We start from the raw sequence: 22,268 nt of genomic DNA, 5'->3' as shown, positions 1-22,268 counted from the left end.
CCGCAGTTCGTTGACGAGGTCATGCCCACGTGTGAGTGTTCGGTCGCCCGATCACGGACACCACCTGGGCGGACGACCCGTACCGACGGCAGGGACGGGTACGTCTCCCCACGCCGCTGCCCGTGACCGAGGTCCCCACGAACCGAGGAGCCTCGATGAAACGCAGACCGATGACGGCCGGGACAACCCTGGCCGTCCTCGCCGGAATGCTGGTCGCCACCAGTGGCCAGTCAGCTTCTGCAGAACCGTCTCCGCCGCCCGCCCCGACCGCACTGTCGGCCGCCGTGTCGGCCGCCGACCGGGCAGCGGCCAGTGGTCTCGACGCCCTGGCCAAGGGGCCCGAGGAGCGGTACGAGCGGCAGATGGTGACCCCCTGGGTCAACGGGCTCTACTCCATCGCCTACGAGCGCACCTACCGCGGCCTGCCGGTCGTCGGCGGTGACGCCGTCGTGGTGGCCGACTCCAAGGGACGCGTCCGCGGATCCCAGTCGGCGGTCTCCCGGCGCATCAACGTGCCGGTCACCGCGACCGTCTCCGCCAAGGCCGCCGAGGCCACCTCGCGCGGGCAACTGCGCACGGTGGAGAAGGTCGAGAGCCACCGGCTGGTCGTCCGGGCCACGGGCACGAAGTCCCGGCTGGCCTGGGAGACCGTGCTCACCGGCCGGACCGCGAAGGCGCCGAGCCGGCTGCATGTCTTCGTCGACGCGGGCACCGGCAAGGTGCTCGACAGCTACGACGACGTCAAGGCCGGAACGGGCAACAGCCAGTGGAACGGGCCCTCCCCGCTGTCCATCAACACCACTTCCTCGGGTGGTAGTTACTCACTGCGCGACCCGGCCCGCCCCGGGCTGAGCTGCGCCGACTACAGCACCGGCAGCGTCTTCACCAAGTCGAGCGACTCCTGGGGGACGGGCAGCGCCTCCAGCAAGGAGACCGGCTGCGTCGACGTCATGTGGGCGGCCCAGCACGAATGGGACATGCTGCGCGACTGGCTCGGACGCAACGGCCACGACGGGAACGGCCGCAGCTGGCCGGTCAAGGTCGGCCTCAACGACGTGAACGCCTACTGGGACGGCTCCACCGTCTCCATCGGCCACAACAACGCCAACCAGTGGATCGCGGCGATGGACGTCGTGGGTCATGAGTTCGGTCACGGCATCGACCAGTACACCCCCGGCGGCGCCAACAACGAGTCCGGTCTCGGCGAGGCCACCGGCGACATCATGGGCGCGCTGACCGAGGCTTACACCAACGAGCCCACGCCGTACGACGATCCGGACTACACCGTCGGCGAGAAGATCAACCTGGTGGGCAACGGGCCGATCCGGATCATGTACAACCCCGGTCAGATCGGCGACCCGAACTGCTACAGCTCCTCCATACCCAGCACCGAGGAGCACGCGGCGGCCGGCCCCCTGAACCACTGGTTCTACCTGCTGGCCGAGGGCTCGAACCCCGGCGGCGGCAAGCCGTCCAGCCCCACCTGCAACAACTCCTCGGTCACCGGCGTGGGCATCCAGAGCGCCGGCAAGGTCTTCTACGGCGGGATGCTGCTCAAGACCAGCGGCATGACGTACAAGCGCTACCGCACCGCCACACTGACCTCGGCCAAGAACCTCGACGCCACCTGTGTGCTGTTCAACCGGGCGAAGGCGGCCTGGGACGCGGTCAGCGTCCCCGCCCAGAGCGGCGATCCGACCTGTGCCCCGAGCGGCAACAACGACTTCTCCCTGTCGCTCGACCCGGCCTCCGGCTCGGTGAAGCAGGGCAGCTCGGTGACGGCCACGGTCAGGACCACCGTGTCCTCCGGCAGCGCGCAGACAGTGAACCTGTCGGCGACCGGACAGCCGAGCGGCGTCTCAGTCTCCTTCAGCCCGTCCTCCGTGCAGTCCGGTGCGACCTCGGCCATGACCGTGTCGACCACGTCGGCCGCGGCGCCCGGTACGTACACCCTCACGGTGAAGGGTGCGGGGGCCCAGGACCACACCGCGCAGTACACCCTGACCATCGGTGACGGCGGGAACCCGGGCGGCACGGCCCCCGACATCAGCGTCGCCAACGTGCAGACTCATCTGACCCAGTTCAACACCATCGCCTCGCAGAACGGCGGCAACCGGCGGGCCGGCAGCAGCGGTTACACCGCCTCGCTCGCCTATGTGAAGGGCAAGCTCCAGGCGGCCGGCTACACCGTCAGCGAGCAGACCTGCACCACCTGCACCTACCGCGGGAACAACCTCATCGCGGACTGGCCGGGCGGCCCGGCCGACCGGACCGTGATGTTCGGCGCCCACCTCGACGGCGTGGCCGCCGGTCCCGGAATCAACGACAACGGCTCCGGCTCCGCCACGCTGCTGGAGAACGCGCTCGCCCTGGCCCAGCAGAACCCGACGATGACCAAGCACGTGCGCTTCGCCTGGTGGAACGGCGAGGAGCAGGGCCTGGAAGGCTCCGAGTACTACGTCGGCCAGCTCTCCGCCGCCCAGCGGTCGGCCATCTCCGCGTACTACAACTTCGACATGGTCGCCTCCACCAACGGCGGCTACTTCATCAACAACCTCAACTCCGCCGCGTCGGCCCCGATGAAGGAGTACTGGACCTCGCTCGGCCTCGCTCCGGAGGAGAACGTCGAGGGCCAGGGCCGCTCCGACGATTACTCGTTCCAGCAGGGCGGCATCGCCACCTCGGGGTACGCGACCGGCGCCAGTGACACGAAGTCGTCCGCCCAGGCCACCAAGTGGGGCGGCACCGCAGGCCGTTCGTACGATCCCTGCTACCACCAGTCGTGCGACACGACGGCGAACATCAACGCGACCGCGCTCAACCGCAGCGCGGACGGGATCGCCTACACGGTGTGGAAGACGGCGGTCGGCACCACCGCGCCGGCCGACGACTTCTCCGTCTCGGTGAACCCGGTGTCCGGCAGTGTCCAGCCGGGCGCCTCCGTCACCGCGACCGTGTCCACGGCCACCACCGGCGGTTCCGCGCAGAGTGTGCGGCTCACGGCCTCCGGTGCGCCGAGCGGGGTCACCGTCTCGTTCGCCCCGTCCTCCGTGCAGTCGGGCTCCTCGTCCACGATGACCGTCTCCGCCGGGGCGCAAGTCACCGCGGGTACGTACACCCTCACCGTGACCGGGACGGGCACCGCCACCCACACCACCACGTACTCGCTGGTCGTCGGGGGCGGCGGAACCTGCCAGGCGCGGCAGGTCGTCGCCAACGGCGGCTTCGAGAACGGCACCACACCGTGGACCCAGACGGACGGGGTCATCAACAACCGGACCTCCGAGAAGCCCGCGCACAGCGGTTCGTACCAGGCGTGGTTCGGCGGCTGGGGCAGCACCCACAGCGACACGGCCACGCAGTCGGTGACCGTTCCGACGGGCTGCTCGACGTACCGGCTGTCGTTCTACCTGAGGACCGACACCGACGAGTCGGCGGGTGACGCGACCGCGTACGACACGTTCACCGTGAAACTGGGCTCCCGGACACTGGCGACGTACTCGAACCTCGACGCGAGCAGCGGCTATGTCCAGCAGTCCTTCGACGTCGGCTCCGCCGCGGGGCAGACCGTGACCCTGGGGTTCACCAGTAAGGAGGACGCCTACCTCCAGACCAGCTTCGTCCTGGACGACGTGGCGCTCGACGTGAGCTGATCCACCGACGGGGGAACCGGGGGCGGGGCGTGGTCACACGCCCCGCCCCCGGCGTGTCAGCGGACCACCGCCGCCAGCCTTCTGACGAAGTCGTCGGTCTCCGGGCGGCGGCCCCGGACCGCCAGCCTTGCGTGGAGTCCGCGCAGTTCCTGGCCGAGCAGCGTCGCCGGATTGATCTCGGTGGTGTCCAGGACCGGGCCGGCCACGGATTGTGCCGCCGCCGGGTCTCCGGCGCACGCGTGGGCGTCGGCCATCCGGGCCAGGAACAGCATCCGCGCCGAATGCATGCCGGGCGGCAGCAGCCCGAGCGCGGTGCCGGCCGCCCCGACGGCGCGGAGCGCGAACCGGCGGTCACCGGTGGCCGCGGCGAGATCGCGCAGCGCGCCGGCCGCACCCGACTCCACCCGCAGACGCACGGAGGCGACGGAGAGCCAGGGCGCCTCCGTCTCGTCGCGCTCGCCGGCGCGTTCCATCTGTGCCCAGGCCCGGTCGATGTGCCTGAGCGTCCGGGCGGCGTCACCGCGGACGGCGTGTCCGCGCGCCTGGTACAGGTCGCTCATGGCGCCCGCCCAGTGCCTGCCCGCGGCGGCCTCGCCTATCGCCCCGCCGTAGACGAGCGCCGACGGGCCGTCACCCTCCAGCCGGGCCAGGGTGCTCATGTCGCTCAGTGCCGCGACCTGGGTTCCGACGCGGCCGGCGATGGCGGCCCACTGCAGTGAGCGGTCGAGCCAGGCCATCGCGGTCCCGTTACGGCCCCACAGCAACCGCAGACAGCCCGCCGACTGCGCGTACTCGGCTGCCAGCGGCGCCAGTTGGGCCTGGTACGACGCGGCGGGGAGTGCCATCCAGCGGAGCATGGCGTGCAGCGTGCCCTCGACCACGGCGGTCGCCCCCGGCCAGGCCCGTTCCTCGTCGGCGCGCAGACAGACCGCGAGCAGGGCGGTGAGCGCGTGCACGGTGTCGTTGTCCAGGGCGGGGCGCGAGCGTGCGTCGGGGCCCAGCGCGCAGAAGGCCGCGTGCAGTTCGATGACGTCCGCGAGGACGGGGACCGAGCAGCCGTCGCGGCCGTGGAGCGGGCAGACGAGTCCGTAGGCGGGCAGGCTCGTGGGCAGAAGGGTACCCGGCGGAAGCATCGCCCGGAGTGCACCGCCGGCGGGCTCCCCCGGCAACGGGCCGCTGCGCACGGGCGCCGGTGCGCGCGGTACGCCTCCCGCACGCTCCTGCTCCTCGGCCGCCTCGCAGGCTGACATCAACTCACCCTGTGCCAGCAGCAGTTCATCCAGCCGCCGGGCCAGTGGCAACGGCGTCCGCCGGCTGCCGTGCTCCAGTTTGCTGATGGCGGTGTGGTCGTATCCGACCCGGGCGCCCACCTGGGCCTGGGTGAACCCGGCCCGTCTGCGCCACCGGCGCAACCGGGCTCCGAACGACCGCCACGCCTCCGCGGTACGGGCGTCCGCCGGAACAGGACCCATTGCCTCGTTCACCCGGAACCCCGTCGCGCCTGGTCAACAGCGCCACGCGTGCCACGCTCACGGCTCATGAACCGGAGGATAGCGAGCGGCCGGGTCCGCTGTCCCCCAGGTGTCGACAAGATGTCCGGTAACAGGCGCAGCGGCCGCCGGCGCGCGCCGCTCCCGGCCCCTCCCCCGGTCCCCTGCCGCCGCCGGGCCACGAGAGCAACGCCATGACACCACAGCGCCCTTGAGCATGCCCAAAACATCACCACCTGAATCAACGATCCGTCAGAGTCCTTGACGCGATGACCTCAAGGGGTACGCAATCGGGGCAATCGTGAGGTAACAGTCGTCAATTCTTGTCCTCAACGGCGCCCGGACAAGCACGTGTTGCACACCTATTGACGTGTGGGGACGCGAGGGAGAAGTATCCCCATCGGCCGGAGAGAGCGCTCTCCGGCTTCGTGTCGTGCACCCGCTACCGCGACTCAGGAGACAAGCCCCCATGTACGCACCCCCCTTGTTCCACAGACCCGCGCCATCGACCGGAAGAAGACGCGCCGGTGTGCTGACCGCCGTCGCCGGTCTCGTCGTGTCGCTGCTGGCCTTCGTGCCGTCCAGCCCGGCGAGCGCGGCACCCTCGCTGCTCTCGCAGGGCAGAACGGTGACGACCTCCAGCCAGGAGAACGGCGGCACCCCCGCCACCGCCGCCGTCGACGGCGACAACGGCACCCGCTGGTCCAGCGCGTTCGCCGACCCCCAGTGGATCAAGGTCGACCTGGGCTCCACCGCCTCGGTCAGCCAGATCGCGCTGAAGTGGGAGGCCGCCTACGCCAAGGGCTACCGGATCGAGTTCTCCACGGACGACAGCACCTGGAGCACCGCCTACTCAACCACCACGAGCCCCGGCGGCACCGAGACGCTCAACGTCTCCGGCAACGCCCGCTACGTCCGGCTGACCGGCACCACCAGGGCCACCCAGTACGGGTACTCGCTCTGGGAGTTCCAGGTGTTCGGCACCACCGGCGGCACAGGCGGCCCCCAGATCCCGGGCGGCGGCGACCTCGGCCCGAACGTCCTGGTCTTCGACCCGTCGACGCCGAACATCCAGGCCAAGGTCGACGAGATCTTCAAGCAGCAGGAGTCGGCGCAGTTCGGCACCGGCCGCTACGCGCTGATGTTCAAGCCGGGCACGTACAACAACATCAACGCCCAGATCGGCTTCTACACCCAGATCGCCGGTCTCGGGCTCAAGCCGGACGACACCACGTTCAACGGTGACGTGACCGTCGACGCGGGCTGGTTCAACGGCAACGCCACCCAGAACTTCTGGCGCTCGGCCGAGAACCTCGCGCTCAACCCGGTCAGCGGCACGGACCGCTGGGCCGTCTCGCAGGCCGCGCCCTTCCGCCGCATGCACGTCAAGGGCGGACTCAACCTCGCGCCGAACGGCTACGGCTGGGCGAGCGGCGGCTACATCGCGGACAGCAAGATCGACGGCCAGGTCGGCCCGTACTCGCAGCAGCAGTGGTACACCCGCGACAGCACCATCGGCAGCTGGGGCAACGGCGTCTGGAACATGACGTTCTCCGGTGTCGAGGGCGCCCCCGCCCAGAGCTTCCCGAACCCCCCGTACACCACCCTGGAGAACACCCCGGTCTCCCGCGAGAAGCCGTTCCTCTACCTCGACGGCAACAACTACAAGGTCTTCGTCCCCGCCAAGCGCACCAACGCACGCGGCGTCTCGTGGAACGGCACGCCGCAGGGCGAGTCCATCCCGCTGAGCCAGTTCTACGTGGTCAAGCCGGGGGCCTCCGCCGCCACCATCAACGCGGCGGTGCAGCAGGGCCTCCACCTGCTGTTCACGCCCGGGGTCTACCACGTCGACCAGACGATCAACATCGACCGCGCCAACACGGTCGTACTGGGGCTCGGTCTCGCGACGATCATCCCGGACAACGGGGTCACGGCCATCAAGGTCGGTGACGTGGACGGCGTGAAGCTCGCCGGACTGCTCGTCGACGCCGGTCCGCAGAACTCGCAGGTGCTCGTCCAGGTCGGCCCCGACGGCGCCTCCGCCGACCACGCGGCCAACCCGACCACCGTCCAGGACGTCTTCGTCCGGGTCGGCGGCGCGGGCGCTGGCAAGGCCACGACCGGCATGGTCATCAACAACGACGACACGATCATCGACCACACCTGGCTGTGGCGCGCCGACCACGGCGACGGGGTCGGCTGGGAGACCAACCGGGCAGACTACGGCCTCCAGGTCAACGGCGACGACGTCCTCGCGACCGGTCTGTTCGTGGAGCACTTCAACAAGTACGACGTCCGCTGGTCCGGCGAGAGGGGCAAGACGATCTTCTTCCAGAACGAGAAGGCGTACGACGCCCCGAACCAGGCCGCCATCCAGAACGGTGGCACCAAGGGTTACGCGGCCTACAAGGTCGACGACTCCGTCACCACCCACGAAGGCTGGGGCCTGGGCAGCTACTGCTACTTCAACGTCGACCCCACCATCCGCCAGGACCACGGATTCCAGGCACCGGTGAAGCCCGGCGTGAAGTTCCACGACCTGCTCGTCGTCTCCCTCGGCGGCCAGGGCCAGTACGAACACGTCATCAACAACACCGGATCACCCACCTCCGGCACCTCGACCGTTCCCTCGAACGTGGTGTCCTTCCCCTGACGCCACGCGTGAGGTGATCCGACCACCCCGCGGGGCCCGGCAGTCGCTGCCGGGCCCCGTCGGCCTACGCCTGTCCGCGCGGCGGCGTCCCGTCGAGCGTCTGCTCGGACCAGATGACCTTGCCGCGCTCGGTGTAGCGGGTCCCCCAGCGCTCGGCGAACTGTGCGACGAGGAACAGGCCACGGCCGCCCTCGTCCGTCGTCGCGGCATAGCGAAGGTGCGGAGAGGTGCTGCTGCAGTCCGACACCTCGCAGATCAGCGCGCGGTCGTGCAGCAGCCTCACGCTGATCGGCTCGGAGCCGTACCGGATGGCGTTGGTGACGAGTTCGCTCAGGATCAGTTCGGTGACGAACCCCTCCTCGTCCAGGCCCCGTTCGGTGAGCCAGCGGATGGCCTCCTTGCGCACACCGGCGACGGCCGCGGGGTCCGGGTCCACCTGCCACTGGACGCGGCGGGCCGGATCCAGGGTGCGGGTGCGCGCCACCAGCAGGGCGACGTCGTCGCCCTGGCGACTGGGCAGAAGGGCCTTCAGCACATCGTCGCAGGTCTCCTCCGGTGTGCGTTCGCGGCCGGCCAGAGCGCTCCGCAGCTGTTCCAGGCTGTCGTCGATGTCCCGGTCGCGACGCTCGATCAGACCGTCCGTGTACAGCACCAGACGACTGCCCTCAGGCACCTCCAGCTCGGTCGCCTCGAAGGGCATGCCACCGATGCCGAGCGGCAGACCGGCCGGGATCTCGGGGAACTCCACCGTGCCGTCGGGCAGGACGAGGGCCGGTCCGGGGTGGCCGGCCCGGGCCACCGAGCAGCGCCCGGAGACCGCGTCGTAGATCGCGTACAGACAGGTGGCCCCGGTGATCCCCCCGCCGCCGGCCTCCTCACCCTGGTCCATCCTGACGACGAGTTCGTCGAGGTGGCTGAGGAGTTCGTCCGGCGGCAGGTCCAGCGTGGAGAAGTTGTGCACCGTGGTGCGCAGCCGGCCCATGGTGGCCGCGGCGTGCAGACCGTGCCCGACGACGTCGCCGACGACGAGTGCGACCCGGGCGCCGGAGAGCGGGATCACGTCGAACCAGTCCCCGCCCACCCCCGCCTGCGCCGGCAGATAGCGGTAGGCGACGTCCAGGGCGTTCTGCTCGGGAAGGCCGCTCGGGAGCAGACTGCGCTGCAGGGTCACGGCCATCTCGTGCTCGCGGGTGTAGCGGCGGGCGTTGTCGACGCTGACCGCCGCCCGGGCCACCAGTTCCTCGGCGAAGGACAGGTCCTCGGTGTCGAAGGGGGCCTCGTTCCCGGCGCGCCAGAAGTTGGCCATGCCGAGGATGACCCCGCGCGAGTGCAGGGGTACGGAGAGCAGCGAGTGGAATCCGTACTCCAGGATCCGTGCCGCCTGCTCGGGGTCGGGCAGGCGCCACTGGTGGGAGGCGGCGAGATCGGGCACGACCCAGGTGTGGCCGCTGCTGCTGCCGATGCCTTCGGTACTGGTCGGCACGAAACCGATCACGCGGCCCAGCGGGTAGAGGGGATGGCCGGGGGCGACCCCGCTCACGGCGGTGCGACGCATGTCCATCACCTCCCCGGAGGGCGGTTCCGGTTCTTCCCCGCGCAGTACCGAGTCGGCGAGGTCGACCGTCGCGCAGTCGGCGAATCCGGGCGCGGCGACCTCCGCCAGTTCCTGCGCGGTCGTGGTGACGTCGAGGGTCGTCCCGATGCGGGCTCCCGCCCGGTACAGGAGCAGCAGCCGTTCGCGCACGGTCTGCGCCCGGCCGGTGACGGCCTGCAGCTCCGTGGTGTCCCGCAGGGTGGCGACCGTGCCGGGCGGTCCGCCGCGTTCCCCCGTGGGGCGGAGGTTGACGGCCAGCAGCCGGTTACCCGCGGGCCTCAGTTCGTCCGTGGCCACCCGGCCGGAGGCCAGCAGCTCCGCGGTGCGGGGGTCCAGCCCCAGGTCCGTCACGGAGCGGCCCTCGGCGTCGGCGGGAAGCCCCAGGAGGCGGCGGGCCTCGTCGTTGGCCAGGGCCAGCCGGCCGTCGGCGGTGAGGATGAGAACGCCTTCACGGACGGCGTGGAGCACCGCGTCGTGGTGTTCGTACATCCGGGTCATCTCGGCGGGCCCGAGGCCGCGCGTCTGCCGGCCCAGACGTCGGCTGACCAGGCCCGCGCCACCGGCCGTGAGGGCGAGGGCGACCACCGCGGCGCCGAGCGCGAGCGGGAGGCTCGGATAGGCGAGTCTGTTGATGGTGTCGACCTTGATGCCGACGGACACCAGACCGGCGACCGTGCCGTCGCGCCGCTCCACCGGCACCACCGAGCTGACCGCGAGGCCTCGGCTGGCGTTGACGGTGCGCGTGATGGCCTCGCCCTCCAGTACGTCCTTGTACGGGCCGATGATGCGCTTGCCGATGAGCGCGATGTCGGGGTGGGTGTACCGGATGCCGTTGGTCCCGGCCACGACGACGTACTCCACACCGGTGCTGCGCCGTACCTCCTCGGCGCGGGGCTGCAGCACGGCCGTGGGGTCCCTGCTGTCCAGGGCGGCCGCGACTCCGGGCGCGTGGGCGAAGGTCTCCGCGACGCTCAGCGACCGGGTCCGCGCCTCCTTCATGCTGTCCCGTCGGCCCTGCACCACCAGGGCGACGACGGCCGCCACGACGAGCAGCGTCACGATTCCCAGCATGAGGACGAATACCTGGCCGGCCACGGTGTGGACGCTGAAGAGGTTACGCAGCCTGCGGAGCGGTGAGGGCCGTCCGCCGCGCGGGCCGGAGGGCGCGGGGCCGTCACCGCCCGGGCGTCCGTCATCATGTCGATGCGGCTGCCGGGCGGAGTGGCGAAACCGCGTCGCGAACCGACCTGTACCACCCACATCTTCAGGTTTAACACGATTCGCCGGGGCCGCCCCTCGGGGCCTGAGCACGCCCCACGGGACCTGAGCGTCGTTGATGACCGCTGGACGTGTGAACGGCGCACCGTCAGGGCATATGACGGATACCGACAGGAGGTGGTGTCAGTGGGCCGCATCAGGATCGTCCGACGCCCCCAGCTTCCGTCCCGGCCGCCGCCGCTCGATCTGCGCACGCCGTCCGGGCGCCCACTGCCGTACTGATCCCTTCGCCTTCCTCCAGCACCAGTCCGTCGCTCTCGGGGCCGCACGCCGTGCGGCCCCGAGGCGCGTTTGCGGCGCGGTCCGCCACGTGACCGGCCGCCGGCGCGTCGGGCGTGCGCCCGCGGGGGCGTTGATCGCCTGCCGCGCGGGGGCGCGAACCGGCAGGATGTCGGTGTACAGGGTCGCCGTCCGCGGGCGGTACCGGCCGTCCCAGGAAAGGGTTCCCATGCGGGAAGCGCACGCAGACCAGTCCGCTCCGTCCGCTCTGTCCGCTCCGGACGCAGCCTCCTCCCCCGGCCCGCCCGAGGAGGCGCAGGTGATCGTGGTGGGCGCGGGGCCGGCCGGGTCGTCCGCCGCCTTCCACCTCGCGAGAGCGGGCGTCGACGTGCTGCTGCTGGAGAAGTCCGGCTTCCCGCGGGAGAAGGTGTGCGGGGACGGCCTGACCCCGCGCGCGGTGCACCAGCTCATCCGGATGGGCGTCGACATCAAGGCCCCCGGCTGGACCCGGTCGCGCGGGATGCGCTGGGTGGCCGGCGAACGGCAGGTGCAGATCGACTGGCCGGCGCTGGGCGGCTACCCGGATTTCGGTCTCACGCGCAGCAGGCACGACTTCGACGACATCCTGGCCCGTCACGCGGTGGCCGCCGGGGCCCGGCTGCGCACCGGCGTGAAGGTGACGGATCCCGTGACCGACCGGGCCGGCCGGGTCACCGGGGTAACGACGGTTTCCGGTGCGGGAGCTCCGGTGGTGCACCGGGCCCCGGTCGTCATCGCCGCGGACGGCGCCTCGGCGCGGCTCGCGCTCGCGATGGGGCTGCGGCGGGACACGAACCGGCAGATCGCCACGGCGGCCCGCCGCTACTACCGCAGTCCCGAGCGTTCCCGCGAGGAGTACCTGGAGCTCTGGGCCGACCTCCGGTTTCCGCGGAGCGACCGCTATCTGCCGGGGTACGGCTGGATCTTCCCGATGGGTGACGGCCGCGTCAACGTGGGTCTCGGCGCCATCCCCCACCGCCGCCACGGCAAGGCCGACCTCCGGGCCACCCTGGACCGGTGGATGGCCCGGACACCCGAGGCGTGGGGGCTGCGCGAGGAGAACGCGGAGGGGCCGGTCCGCAGCGCCGCCCTGCCGCTGGGCTTCAACCGTCATCCGCTGTACACCAAGGGGCTTCTCCTGGTCGGCGACTCGGGCGGCATGATCAGCCCCTGGAACGGTGAGGGCATCGGCCAGGCGCTGGAGGCCGGGGAGGTCGCGGCCGAGACGGCGGCGCTCGCGCTGGCCCTGCCCGCGGGCCCCAGGCGGGAGAGGGCGCTGCATCACTATCCGGTGGAGATGAACCGCCGCTGGGGCAGCTACTACCGGCTCGGCAACACGGCCGCCGACCTGGTCTTCAGCAGGTCGGGTTTCCAGCCCGTGCTCAACCGCTACGTTATGGGGTCGCCCTTCCTCCTCAACACGCTGGCACGGCTGCTCACCAACCTCACGGACAAGCCCTCGCGCGATGTGATCGACCATGTCCTGAACACCGCTGTGCGCCTCGTCCCCGCTCCGCACGCCCGCCGGCGCTGACCGGTTCCGCCCCTCGCAGGCCCTGGACCGTCATCGTTCGTACGGATGGTCGGGGCCGGAAGCCCCGAGCAGTTGTCGCCCCCAGGTCATCTCCGCCTCGCTGAGCGGGACTTCGGGGCACAGTCGTTCGGGGTGGCCCGGGGGCGGCCCTCCGGGGGCCTCGTCGGTGGCCCCGTCCTCCGGCACGGGGACCGGCGGGATGTAGATCCAGATCTGGCCGAAGGCGACCAGCGCGCCGACGCAGGATCTCAGGTATCGGGTGAGGAGGGTGCGCATTCCCCCAGCCTGCCCAGCACCGCCAAAGGCGCACCAAAGCCGGCGGCCGACAGCGGATTCCGGCCAATCGGCATACGTACGCAGTTTCCCCGATGTGCGGACAGGCGCACGGCCTCGACAGTGACGGGAGCCGGAAACACGAAAGTACGTTCCCCTATCACCCGAGGTATCGATGCGCTACGAACTGCTCGGCCCCCTTCGCGTCTCCCACGACGGACGCGGCTACTCCCTGAGTGCTCCCAAGATGGAGATGACACTGGCCACCTTGCTGGTCGGCGCCGGCCGGGTCACCACCAAGGAACAGATCATCGAGGAGCTCTGGGGGTCGGGACCGCCCCGGCGCGCATCGGCCGCCGTCCACGTCTACCTCTCACAGCTGCGGAAGTTCCTCACCGCCGCCGGGGACGACAGCGGCCGCGCCGTCACCACCAAGCCCTCCGGCTATCTCCTGCGGCTGGACGGGGCCGGTTACGACGTCGACGACTTCCGCGCGGCCATGCGGGAAGGCCGCCTCCTCCAGCAGTCCGGCCGCTACGAGGCCGCCCTCGACGCCTTCGGCCGTGCGCTCTCCCTCGTACGCGGCACCGTCCTCGACGGCACGCCCGAGGGCCCGCTGCTCACCCGCTTCACCACCTGGGTGGAGGAGGAGCGGCTCGCGTGCCTGGAACTGTCCGTCGAGGCCAGTACGGCGCTCGGCCGGCACCGCGAGGTCATCAGCCTGCTCAACACCCTCACCGCGCAGTACCCGTTGCGCGAGTCCTTCTACCGACAGCTGATGCTGGTGCTGTACCGCTCCGAGCGGCAGGCGGAGGCGCTCCAGGTGTACCGCTCGGCGCAGCGTGTCCTGCGATCCGAACTGGGCCTGGAACCCTGCCGGTCGCTGCGCCGGCTGCATCAGGCGATCCTCACCTCGGACCGGCTCCTCGACCTCCCCGTGGCGAGCTGACGGTGGCCCCGGAACGGCAGGACACCTGGCTGCGCCGCTACCACGACACGCACGCCCCGGCCGAGCTCATCTGCTTTCCGCACGCGGGCGGCTCCGCCGGCTACTGGCACGCCCTGTCCGCCGCCGCCCTCCCCGCCCTGGGTGTGCGCGCCGTCCAGTACCCGGGCAGACAGGACCGGTACCGCGAACCGGCCGTCCGGGACCTGCACCGGCTCGCCGGACTGATCGCCGAGGCCCTGTGCGACGGTCCACCGCCGGCCGGGCCACGGATCTTCCTGGGCCACAGCATGGGCGCCTCCCTCGCTCACGAGGTCGCCCTGCGGCTGGCGGGGGCTCCGGACCGCGGGCCGGCGGCGCTCCTCGTGTCCGGCCGCCGGGCGCCGTCCCGCACGGTGACCGGCGCGGAACGGCTCGACACCGACGCGGCGCTGCTCGCCAAGGTCCGCTCGCTGGGCGGCACCGCGCCTGCCGTGCTGGACGACCCCGATCTGCTCGGCCTGGTCCTGCCGGCGCTGCGCGGCGACTACGCGGCACTGTCGGCGTACGTGCCGAGCGTGGGCGCCACCCTGGCGTGCCCGGTCGTGGCCCTCACCGGGGACAGCGACCCGGAGGCGCCGGTCGCGGATGTGCGCGCATGGCGCGACCACACCACCGGGCCCTTCGAGCTGCGGGTCTTCCCGGGTGGGCACTTCTTCCTGGGCGACCACCTGCCGGCCGTAGTGGACCTCGCCGTCGCTCTGTCGGCCGCTGCCCCGGCGGCCCGGCGGTGAGGCCGTCGTGAGCGGGGCGGGCCGCCCGGGGGCAGTGCGGTGATCGCCGCTCTGCTGCCCCCGGGGGCGGTGGGTGCCGAGGCCCGCCACGATCCGCCGGAAGCCCGGCTCCATCCGGCGGAGGAGGCCGCGATCGCCCGGGCCGTGGAGACGCGCCGCAGGGAGTTCACCACGGTGCGCCACTGCGCCCGCACGGCCCTGAGCGAACTGGGCTGCGGGTACGAGCCGTTGGTGCCGGGGCACCGGGGAGCGCCCGGCTGGCCGGCCGGTGTGGTCGGCAGCATGACGCACTGCGCCGGCTTCCGCGCGGCCGGGGTGGCCCGGTCGACGGTGCTGGCTTCACTGGGCATCGACGCCGAACCCGACCGCCCGCTGATGCCCGGCATGCTCGCCCCGGTCTCCCTTCCGGCGGAGCGTGAACGCGTGGCGGAACTGATGACCCACCGGCCCGGCGTGGCCTGGGACCGGCTGCTGTTCAGTGCCAAGGAGGCGGTGTACAAGGCGTGGTTCCCGCTGACCGGGCGGCTGCTCGACTTCCCGGAGGCGGAGATCCTGATCGATCCCGGGGGCACGTTCCGTGCGGTGCTCCTGGTGCCCGGCCCCGTGGTCGGGGGCCGGGCGGTCGGGGTCTTCCACGGACGGTGGGCGGCCGCCGAAGGACTGCTGGCCACCGCGGTCGGGGTGCCTCAGCCGGCCAGGGCCATCAGCCGGACGAGCGCGGCCCGGGAGTTCACGCCCAACTTGCTGTAGATGTGCGTCAGATGGACGTCCACGGTGCGCGGGCTCACTCGTAGCCGACCCGCGATGTCCTTCGTCTTCAGCCCTTCACCGGCGAGTTCGGCGACCTCCCGCTCCCGCAGGGTCAGCTCATCGAGCCCGCTGCTCTCCCGACGGGCGGTCAGCCGGACGGCCGACCGCGCCAGTTCGCGGGCACGGGCGCCCGCCGGGCTGGAGTCGCCGAACAGCCTCTGCGCCTCGCCGTAGCAGCGGGCGGCCTCTGCGGTCAGCGCCCGGCCCATGAGGGCGTGGCCGCGGGCCAGCAGCGCGTGGCCGCTCTGCTCGACCAGCCCGGTGGCGGACGCGGCCGCCGCCGCCCGTTCGGCCCAGGCGTCCAGGGTGTCCGCGTCGGCCTCCGTCTGCACGGCCGCCGCGGCCAGGAGTTCGTAGTTGCGGGCCGCGAACACGGCGACGGGCTCGGAGACCCGCCAGGCCTCCCGCTCGGGAAGCAGCAGGGCCAGTGCGGTGTCCGCGTCGCCCGAGGCGAGCGAGGCCTCGGCCAGGAGCAGGGCGTTGAGCGGTGTCCGGGGCTCCGGAGCGTCCCGGCCGAAGGACCCTGTCGTGGCGGGGCGCGGGGAGGTCCGGCCCAGCTGGGCCCAGGCGGCGGCGGTGATCGCGTCCGACAGGGCGACGTGGTCCCCCCGGCCCATCGCGCGGGCGGCGGCGCTGCCTTCCCGGACGGCGCCCAGGGCATCGGCCAGCCGCCCGCTCTGGTAGTGCACATAGCCGAGCGTGTCGAGCAGAGGAGGCAGGAAGTGCGCGTCGCCGCGGGCGCGCACGGCGGTCAGCGCCCGCTCCGCATGACCGTACGCCGGTCCGTACCAGCCCATCAGCGCCTCGGCCCAGCTCAGTACCAGCAGATGGCCGGCCTCCTGGTCCCCGGCCTGCCGTCCCGAGTCCACTTCGTCCAGGGCCTGGGCGGCGGCGTCCAGGGACATCTCGGCCGCGCACATGTCACCGTCGAGCACGGCGCACAGCCCGGCGAGGCCGAGAGCCCCTCCGGCGGTGACCGGGTCGGCACGGTCCGTGCCGTGCACAAGCACCTCGACGTCGGTGCGGGCCGGGACCTGGCCGGCGAGCACCTTGCCGAGCTGCCGGCTGACCCGCAGGAGCAGTCCGGCGCCGGGCGAAGCGGCTTGCGCGGCGGGGAGTTCGGCGGCCAGCAGCGCCTGAGCATCCTCGTCGTGGCCGAGCGCCGCGAGCACGGCGGCGAGGAAGGCGACGGCGCGGGCGCGGAGCTGGGGCGACCGGCCGTCGGGTCCCGCGAGCACATCGGCCAGGAGCGCGACGATCCGCTCGGCGTCGCCCTCGGCGGCCAGGGCCCGGACCACCTGCTTCCACAGTTCGCCGTCGGCGGGACCGGTGCTGCCGCCGTCACCGGCCCTGCGGCCCAGCCGCAGCGCGGACGTCAGCCAATGGGCCGCTTCCGCCGGCCTGCCCGCCTGCACGCAGGCACGCGCGGCGGCGGCCAGGACCTGTGCGTCGGCCGGCCGCATCCCGGATCCGGCGCGCTCGATGTGCGGGGCGATGTCGAGGGCCGGAAGGCCCAGCCGGACACAGCGGTCCCGGGCCCGGCGGTGTGCTCCCGAGCGCCAGCAGGCGTCGGCGTCGGCATAGAGGCATCCTCTGAGCAGCGGGTGCCGGAAGGCCAGCGCGCCGGGCGCCGCCGTCGAGCGGACCAGGTCGCGGCGGCGCAGCTCGGAGAGCGCCCGGCAGGCCTCGTCCCGGGACGTCTCGGCCACCTCGGCGACGGCGTCGATGTCGAAGACACTGCCGAGCACCGCCGCCGCGTGCACCACCCTGCGGGGCACTGCGGGCAGGAGCTCCGTCTCGGCGAGGAGCCGGGCGCCGAGCGAGCTGGACGTCCAGAGGTCGAGGGCGTCCCCGGCCGGCGATCCGGCCTCGGCCAGGGCCGTGAGGTAGAGCGGGTTGCCTCCGCTGTGTGCGTACAGCCTGGGCAGTTCCGGAGCATCGGCGCTCAGGCCCAGCACCTCGGCGCACCCGTGTGCGGCCAGGGCCCCGAGAGTGAGGGTCTCGACGGCGCCCAGCTCGCCACCCTGCTGGAGGACGGCGCGCAGGGCGACGGGGGCCTGCCTCGGCCGGTGCGCGACGACGACCATCAGGCCGCGGTCGACGGGCCAGCGGATCAAGGTCTCCACGAGCCGTGCCGAGCCGGCGTCGGCCCAGTGGAAGTCGTCGAGGACGAGCAGCGTGCCGCCGGGGGACGCGGCGGGTCCGGCCGTGAGGAGACGGCGCACTCCCGCGAAGTACGGGGAGCGCCAGACGGACTGCTCGGCGCCGGGCGGGACGTCCGTGAGCGCTTCGACGAGCGCCGCCGTCGCGGTGGCGCGTGTTCCCGCCTCCGCGCCTGCGCCCTGCCGGGCGGTCAGCGCCTGCACAAAGGGGTGGAAGGGGACCTGTGCCTCCGCCTCGGAGCAGCAGCCGTGGAGGACGGCGAGCCCGTGTCCCCTGGCCTCCCGGGCCAGGGCGGTGAGCAGTCTGGTCTTGCCGGTTCCGGGGTCGCCCGTCAGTTCCACGAGGGCCGGCCTGCCGTCGCGGGCCGCCCGGACGAGCTCTGTCAGCCGCGCCAGTTCGGTGGTGCGGACGGTGGTGACGGTGTTCGGCCCGGTGATGGTGGTGATGCCCATGTCGCAGGTCCCCTTCCCCCGGTCTGCTTTCCCGCGCTCTCGACGCTGAGAGACACCCAACAGCTGTGGCCCTCGCCAGGGTAGGCGCGGGCGGCGGGATGAATCGTTCTGTAACAGAACCTTCATGGACCGCGGCCGGAGCGCGTGGCCGCCGGCCTTAGGAGAGCTTTAGACGGCCCCGGCAGCCTGGCGATCGTCCGAACCCCAGCGATCCGCTGCCCGGTCGGTCCAGTCAGCGATCCGCAGCCCAGTCGGTCCAGTTGAGGAGCCGCCCGTGCCCACGCCCCGGGACCTGTCAGCCCATCGCGCCGTGCGGCGCCTGCCCGTCGGAGACCACTCCGAGGTACTCGTCGATCTGCACGAGGGCGAACTGATCGTGCGTCAGCTGGATCTGGTCGTGGCCGGGACCACCGGACATCTGCGGCTGGTCCGCGAGTACCGCAGCCATTCCCCGGTGGAGCGGGGATTCGGCCCCGGCTGGTCATACTCCGCGGGCCCCGGCTTCGAACCGGACACCGGAGGCGAACCGGAGACCTTCACGGACGCCCGGGGCCGGGTGGTGACGCTCCACCGTGACTCCGGCGGCCTGGTGTCGAAGATCGTCGATCCGCTGGGGGCCGGGGCGGCGTCGTTCGCCTACGACCGCTCGGGCCGGCTGGAGCGGCACACCGGGCCCGACGGGGCCACCACCGGCTTCCTCTGGGACGCGGACGGTCGGCTGGTGGGCATCACCGATCCGCTCGGCGACGTCGTGGGGATCGCCTATGACGCGACGTCCGCGGTCTCGGAGATCTCCTGGACAGGCCCCCGAGGCAGGGCGCTCACGGCTTTCGGCTACGGGCCGGACCGTACCCTCGTCACCGGGCCGACCGGTCTGCGGACCGGCTACGTCTTCGATGCGGAGGGCCGGCCCACAGCTGTCGAGGACGCCGCGGGGCAGGTCCGCCGCCTGACGCGGGACGCGGCCGGCCGGCCGGTCTCCTTCACCGACGCGGCGGGCGCGACGCTCACCCGCACCTACGACGAGCAGGGGCGCCCGGCGTCGCTCCGGTTGCCGACCGGTGGCCGTTCCCAGATCTCGTACGCCTCGCTGGCCGGCGGGGGCACGCTCACCTCCCTGCGCGATCCGCTGGGCAACGAACTCCTGCTGGAGTACGACGGATCGGGCAGGCTCGTCCGTACGCGTGCCGCCGGCCGGGCGAAGGACGTGGACACCCGCAGCTACGACCCGGTCCACGGCGGGCTCGCCGAGATCGTCGACGGCAACGGCGCCGTGACCCGGTTCGGGTACGACGAGGCCGGTGACCTCGTATCCGTCACTCCGCCCGCCCCGCTCGGCCGCACGGTCTTCGGGTACGACGGGCTGTCCCGGATCACGTCGGTGACCGGCGGGGCCGGTCACCGCATCGGCTGCAGGTACGACCCGGCCGGGCGGCTGACCGAGGTCACGGACGAGAACGCCGGGCACACGCTGCTGGTGCTCACCCGTGACGCGCTCGGCCGGGTGGTCCGCAAGGCCGGGCCCGGCTGGTCCTACGCGTTCGACTGGGTCAGGACGGCACGGGGCGACCGTCCGGCGAGGGCCGTGCGGACCGGGGAGACGGGTTCCGTCCCTGAGCGGATCGACGCGGAGTACGACCCCGAAGGCGCGCTGACCTCGTTCACCACCCCGGGCGGCACCACCCGTTACGCCCTGGACCGCGCGGGCCGCACCGAGTCCGTCACCACTCCGGCGGGCCGCACCGCCCGCTTCGTACGCGACGCGGACGGACGTGCGGTGCGGATCGAAATGGGCGCGGCCGTACAGGAGATCCGCTACGACGCCTCCGGGCGCAGGACCGCCCTGACGGTGCGCGGACCGGATGGCGGGACTCTGCTGTCGGCGGAGTACGGCTACAGCTCGGGCGGTGGCGCCGACAGCGACGTGCTGCGCTCCTCGGCGACCGACGGGGTGTTCACCGGCTTCGCCTACGACGGGCTCAAGCGCCTCGTGCGCGCCGGTGACACCGAGTTCGCCCACGACGACGCCCATCATCTGCGCCGGCTGGGAACGACGGAGTTCACCCTCAACGACGCCGGCCAGGTGGTGCGCTTCGGTGACACGGCGTTCGCCTACGACGGCGCGGGCAACTTCACCGAGGAGACCGACCCGACCGGCTCGTTCCGCTACAGCGCCACCCATCAGACCCTGACGGGCGTGTTCGGCGGCGTCCAGGTGGTGGACGTGCGCTACGACGGGCTGGGCCAGGAGACTCCGCGGCGCATCACGGAGACCACCGTCGACGGACGCACCGTCGTCCACGTGCTGACCCACTCCTTCCTTGGCGTCGTGCGGACGACGGACGACGGGGTGCCGGCCGACTACGTCCGCACGCCCGACGGCACCCTCCTCGCCGTCCTCACGGACACGGGCCGGCACTACTGGGCGGTGACCGACCAGCAGGGTTCCGTGCTCGCGCTGATCGACGAGGAGGGCGCCGTCGCCGCCCGCTACCACTACACCGCACACGGGGCGGTCACGGCGTCGGGCGAAGCGGCGGCGGCGAACCCGTTCCGCTACCGGGGCGCGTACCAACTGCTGCGCAGCGCGCACCTCCTGGACCACCACCTCTACAACGGGTACTGGGGGCGCTTCACCCAGCCCGACCCCACCGGCGCGCAGTACGCGCCCTATACCTTCTCCGACAACGACCCGGTGAACAGCGGGACATGGACCCGGCACACGTTCTGGAACGTCCTGGCCCGCCCGCACCTGCCGGCCCCGGAGGTGTTCTTCCCCTCCCCCGGCGCGCCGGACGAGGCGGCGACCGCCGCGGCCGACGCCCTCACCGGCCCGGGTGCGTTCCCCGTCACCCCACCCCTGATCGCCTGGGCGCCACCGTCCGGGGATGTCCGAACCCTTCATCGAGAGGAACCGTCAGATGGCTGACCAGATCGTGCTGCGCGTCCCGAGGGAAGTCGTGGTCAAGGTGGTCGACGACGTCGAGGTCGCCGACCCGAGCACCGGCCAGACCGGCACGTTCGACGACGAACTGTACGACGAGGACGGAAAGCTGATTGGCACCTCGCACGGCTCGTTCCGGATCGAGTACGTCCGGCCGGGCGACGGCGGGCTGCTGACCTACTACACCGAGGACATCACCCTCGACGACGGCACCATTCACGCCGAGGGGTGGGCGGACTTCAACGACGTGCGCACCAGCGAGTGGGTGCACTATCCCGCGACCGGGACAAGTGGCCGCTACGAGGGCCTGCGCGGCTTCCGTACCTGGCGGATGACCGGAGTCCGGGCCTCCGCCGAGGCGCGGATCCTGCTGTCCGACTGAGTCCGGTCCGAACGAGCGAGGAAGGGCCCTCATGACGGGTCGGGACGTGTACATAAGGTCGGCGGCCTCCGCGCTTCCCGGCCCGCCACTGGACAACGCCGCACTGGCTGAGCGGTTCGGCATGGACGCGCTGTGGCAGCAGTGGGTGGATGTCTTCATCGGCACCGCATCGCGCCACCTGGCCCTGGATCTGGACTCGGGGAAGCTCACCGTGTCGCTGGCGGATCTGGCCGAGGAGGCGGGCCGCACGGCACTGGACCGGGCGGGTCTGGCCCCGGGACAGGTGGACGCCGTGGTGCTGGGCACCGCAACGCCGGACCGGCTGATGCCGGCGACCGTCAACGTGGTCGCGGACCGGCTGGGTATCGACGGCGTACGCAGCTTCCAGCTCCAGTCGGGTTGCTCCGGCGCCGTCCAGGCACTCGATGTCGCCCAGCAGCTGCTGCGCAGCGGGAGCGCCCGTACCGTGCTGGTGCTCGGCGGCGACGTGATCGCCCGGTTCTACGACCTGGACACCGATCTGCGCGCCACGGCTCCTGCCGAACTGGTCAACTACGTCCTGTTCGGGGACGCGGCCGGCGCTGCGGTCGTCTCCACCGAGCCGGGGCCGGGCGCCGTGTCCGTACGGGCGCTGTTCACCCGGCTGGTGGGGCTGGGCAGGGAGCCCGGCGCGGTCCTCGAATGGTTCGGCCCCGCCGACCGGGACAGCGACCGGCCGGCGGCCACCGAGGACTACAAGGCCATCGAGAAGCACGTGCCGGCCATGGCCGGCGAGGTGCTGGAGGAGCTGCTGGACGGCCTGGGCTGGGCCCGCGAGGACGTGGACCTGCTGCTGCCTCCCCAGCTGTCCGGCCGGATGACCCGGCTGATCACCGAGGGGCTCGGCCTGCCGGACGCCGAGGCCGTCTCCTGCGTCGACGACGCGGGCAACTGCGGCAACGCCATCGTCTTCCTCCAGCTGGAGCGGGCACTCGCCCGGCTGGCCGGCGGCCGGCGGGCGGTGGGCATCTCCATCGAGTCCAGCAAGTGGCTCAAGGCGGGCTTCGCCCTGGAAGGGAGCTGACA

13 protein-coding genes are annotated in these 22,268 nt (G+C 72.2%); 9 read left to right on the top strand and 4 right to left on the bottom strand.

The genetic code is table 11. The features are described from left to right. The first annotated feature begins 170 nt into the window (after positions 1-170). Positions 171-3,653 carry a M28 family peptidase gene (locus JGS39_RS03665; RefSeq protein WP_219567231.1) on the top strand — a complete coding sequence of 1,161 codons (3,483 nt, stop codon included), beginning with the start codon at positions 171-173 and terminating at the stop codon, positions 3,651-3,653. A gap of 56 nt (positions 3,654-3,709) precedes the next feature. On the opposite strand, the gene JGS39_RS03660 is transcribed toward JGS39_RS03665, so the two are convergent. Then, positions 3,710-5,125 carry a helix-turn-helix domain-containing protein gene (locus JGS39_RS03660; protein WP_236063692.1) on the bottom strand — a complete coding sequence of 472 codons (1,416 nt, stop codon included), beginning with the start codon at positions 5,123-5,125 and terminating at the stop codon, positions 3,710-3,712. A gap of 487 nt (positions 5,126-5,612) precedes the next feature. Between JGS39_RS03660 and JGS39_RS03655 the strand changes: the two genes are divergently transcribed. Further along, a complete protein-coding gene (locus tag JGS39_RS03655) occupies positions 5,613-7,796 on the top strand; it encodes a discoidin domain-containing protein (protein WP_219567219.1) in 2,184 nt (727 codons plus the stop codon). Positions 7,797-7,860: 64 nt separating this feature from the next. Here JGS39_RS03655 and JGS39_RS03650 read toward each other — a convergent pair whose 3' ends face one another. Then, entirely contained in the window at positions 7,861-10,461 is a 2,601-nt protein-coding gene (locus tag JGS39_RS03650) for a SpoIIE family protein phosphatase (RefSeq protein WP_219567230.1), read from the bottom strand. A gap of 655 nt (positions 10,462-11,116) precedes the next feature. On the opposite strand from JGS39_RS03650, the gene JGS39_RS03645 reads away from it, so the two are divergent. Further along, positions 11,117-12,460, top strand: coding sequence for a geranylgeranyl reductase family protein (locus JGS39_RS03645; RefSeq protein ID WP_236063766.1), 1,344 nt, complete (start codon positions 11,117-11,119; stop codon positions 12,458-12,460). Between the two features lie 30 nt (positions 12,461-12,490). Here JGS39_RS03645 and JGS39_RS03640 read toward each other — a convergent pair whose 3' ends face one another. Further along, positions 12,491-12,736: a DUF6059 family protein gene (locus tag JGS39_RS03640; RefSeq protein WP_219567217.1), complete on the bottom strand. Its 246-nt coding sequence runs from the start codon at positions 12,734-12,736 to the stop codon at positions 12,491-12,493. Positions 12,737-12,908: 172 nt separating this feature from the next. On the opposite strand from JGS39_RS03640, the gene JGS39_RS03635 reads away from it, so the two are divergent. The 3 genes from JGS39_RS03635 to JGS39_RS03625 are packed head-to-tail and all read left to right on the top strand — an operon-like array spanning position 12,909 to position 15,202. Continuing rightward, a complete protein-coding gene (locus JGS39_RS03635; RefSeq protein WP_219567216.1) occupies positions 12,909-13,682 on the top strand; it encodes an AfsR/SARP family transcriptional regulator in 774 nt (257 codons plus the stop codon). A gap of 2 nt (positions 13,683-13,684) precedes the next feature. Beyond that, positions 13,685-14,452 carry a thioesterase II family protein gene (locus JGS39_RS03630; RefSeq protein WP_219567215.1) on the top strand — a complete coding sequence of 256 codons (768 nt, stop codon included), beginning with the start codon at positions 13,685-13,687 and terminating at the stop codon, positions 14,450-14,452. Positions 14,453-14,491: 39 nt separating this feature from the next. Next, positions 14,492-15,202, top strand: a complete 711-nt coding sequence (locus JGS39_RS03625; RefSeq protein WP_219567214.1) for a 4'-phosphopantetheinyl transferase family protein — start codon at positions 14,492-14,494, stop codon at positions 15,200-15,202. Here JGS39_RS03625 and JGS39_RS41595 read toward each other — a convergent pair. Next, positions 15,139-17,877, bottom strand: a complete 2,739-nt coding sequence (locus JGS39_RS41595; protein ID WP_219567213.1) for an ATP-binding protein — start codon at positions 17,875-17,877, stop codon at positions 15,139-15,141. The genes JGS39_RS03625 and JGS39_RS41595 overlap by 64 nt on opposite strands. A 274-nt stretch (positions 17,878-18,151) precedes the next feature. Here JGS39_RS41595 and JGS39_RS03615 point away from each other — a divergent pair, with 274 nt between their 5' ends. From JGS39_RS03615 to JGS39_RS03605, 3 genes are read left to right on the top strand one after another with little or no spacing between them, the layout of a single operon-like run. After that, a complete protein-coding gene (locus JGS39_RS03615) occupies positions 18,152-20,806 on the top strand; it encodes a DUF6531 domain-containing protein (protein ID WP_219567212.1) in 2,655 nt (884 codons plus the stop codon). After that, positions 20,799-21,203 (top strand): allene oxide cyclase barrel-like domain-containing protein, encoded by a 405-nt coding sequence (locus tag JGS39_RS03610; RefSeq protein WP_148022471.1) that lies wholly within the window; start codon positions 20,799-20,801, stop codon positions 21,201-21,203. Before JGS39_RS03615 ends, JGS39_RS03610 begins: the two co-directional genes overlap by 8 nt. A gap of 31 nt (positions 21,204-21,234) precedes the next feature. Continuing rightward, positions 21,235-22,266, top strand: coding sequence for a 3-oxoacyl-ACP synthase III family protein (locus JGS39_RS03605; RefSeq protein ID WP_219567211.1), 1,032 nt, complete (start codon positions 21,235-21,237; stop codon positions 22,264-22,266). Positions 22,267-22,268 lie beyond the last annotated feature (2 nt).

The sequence above is a fragment of the Streptomyces poriferorum genome, assembly GCF_019399235.1.
Taxonomy (GTDB): Bacteria; Actinomycetota; Actinomycetes; order Streptomycetales; family Streptomycetaceae; genus Streptomyces; species Streptomyces poriferorum.
This window is presented reverse-complemented; position numbering and strand designations above follow the sequence as displayed.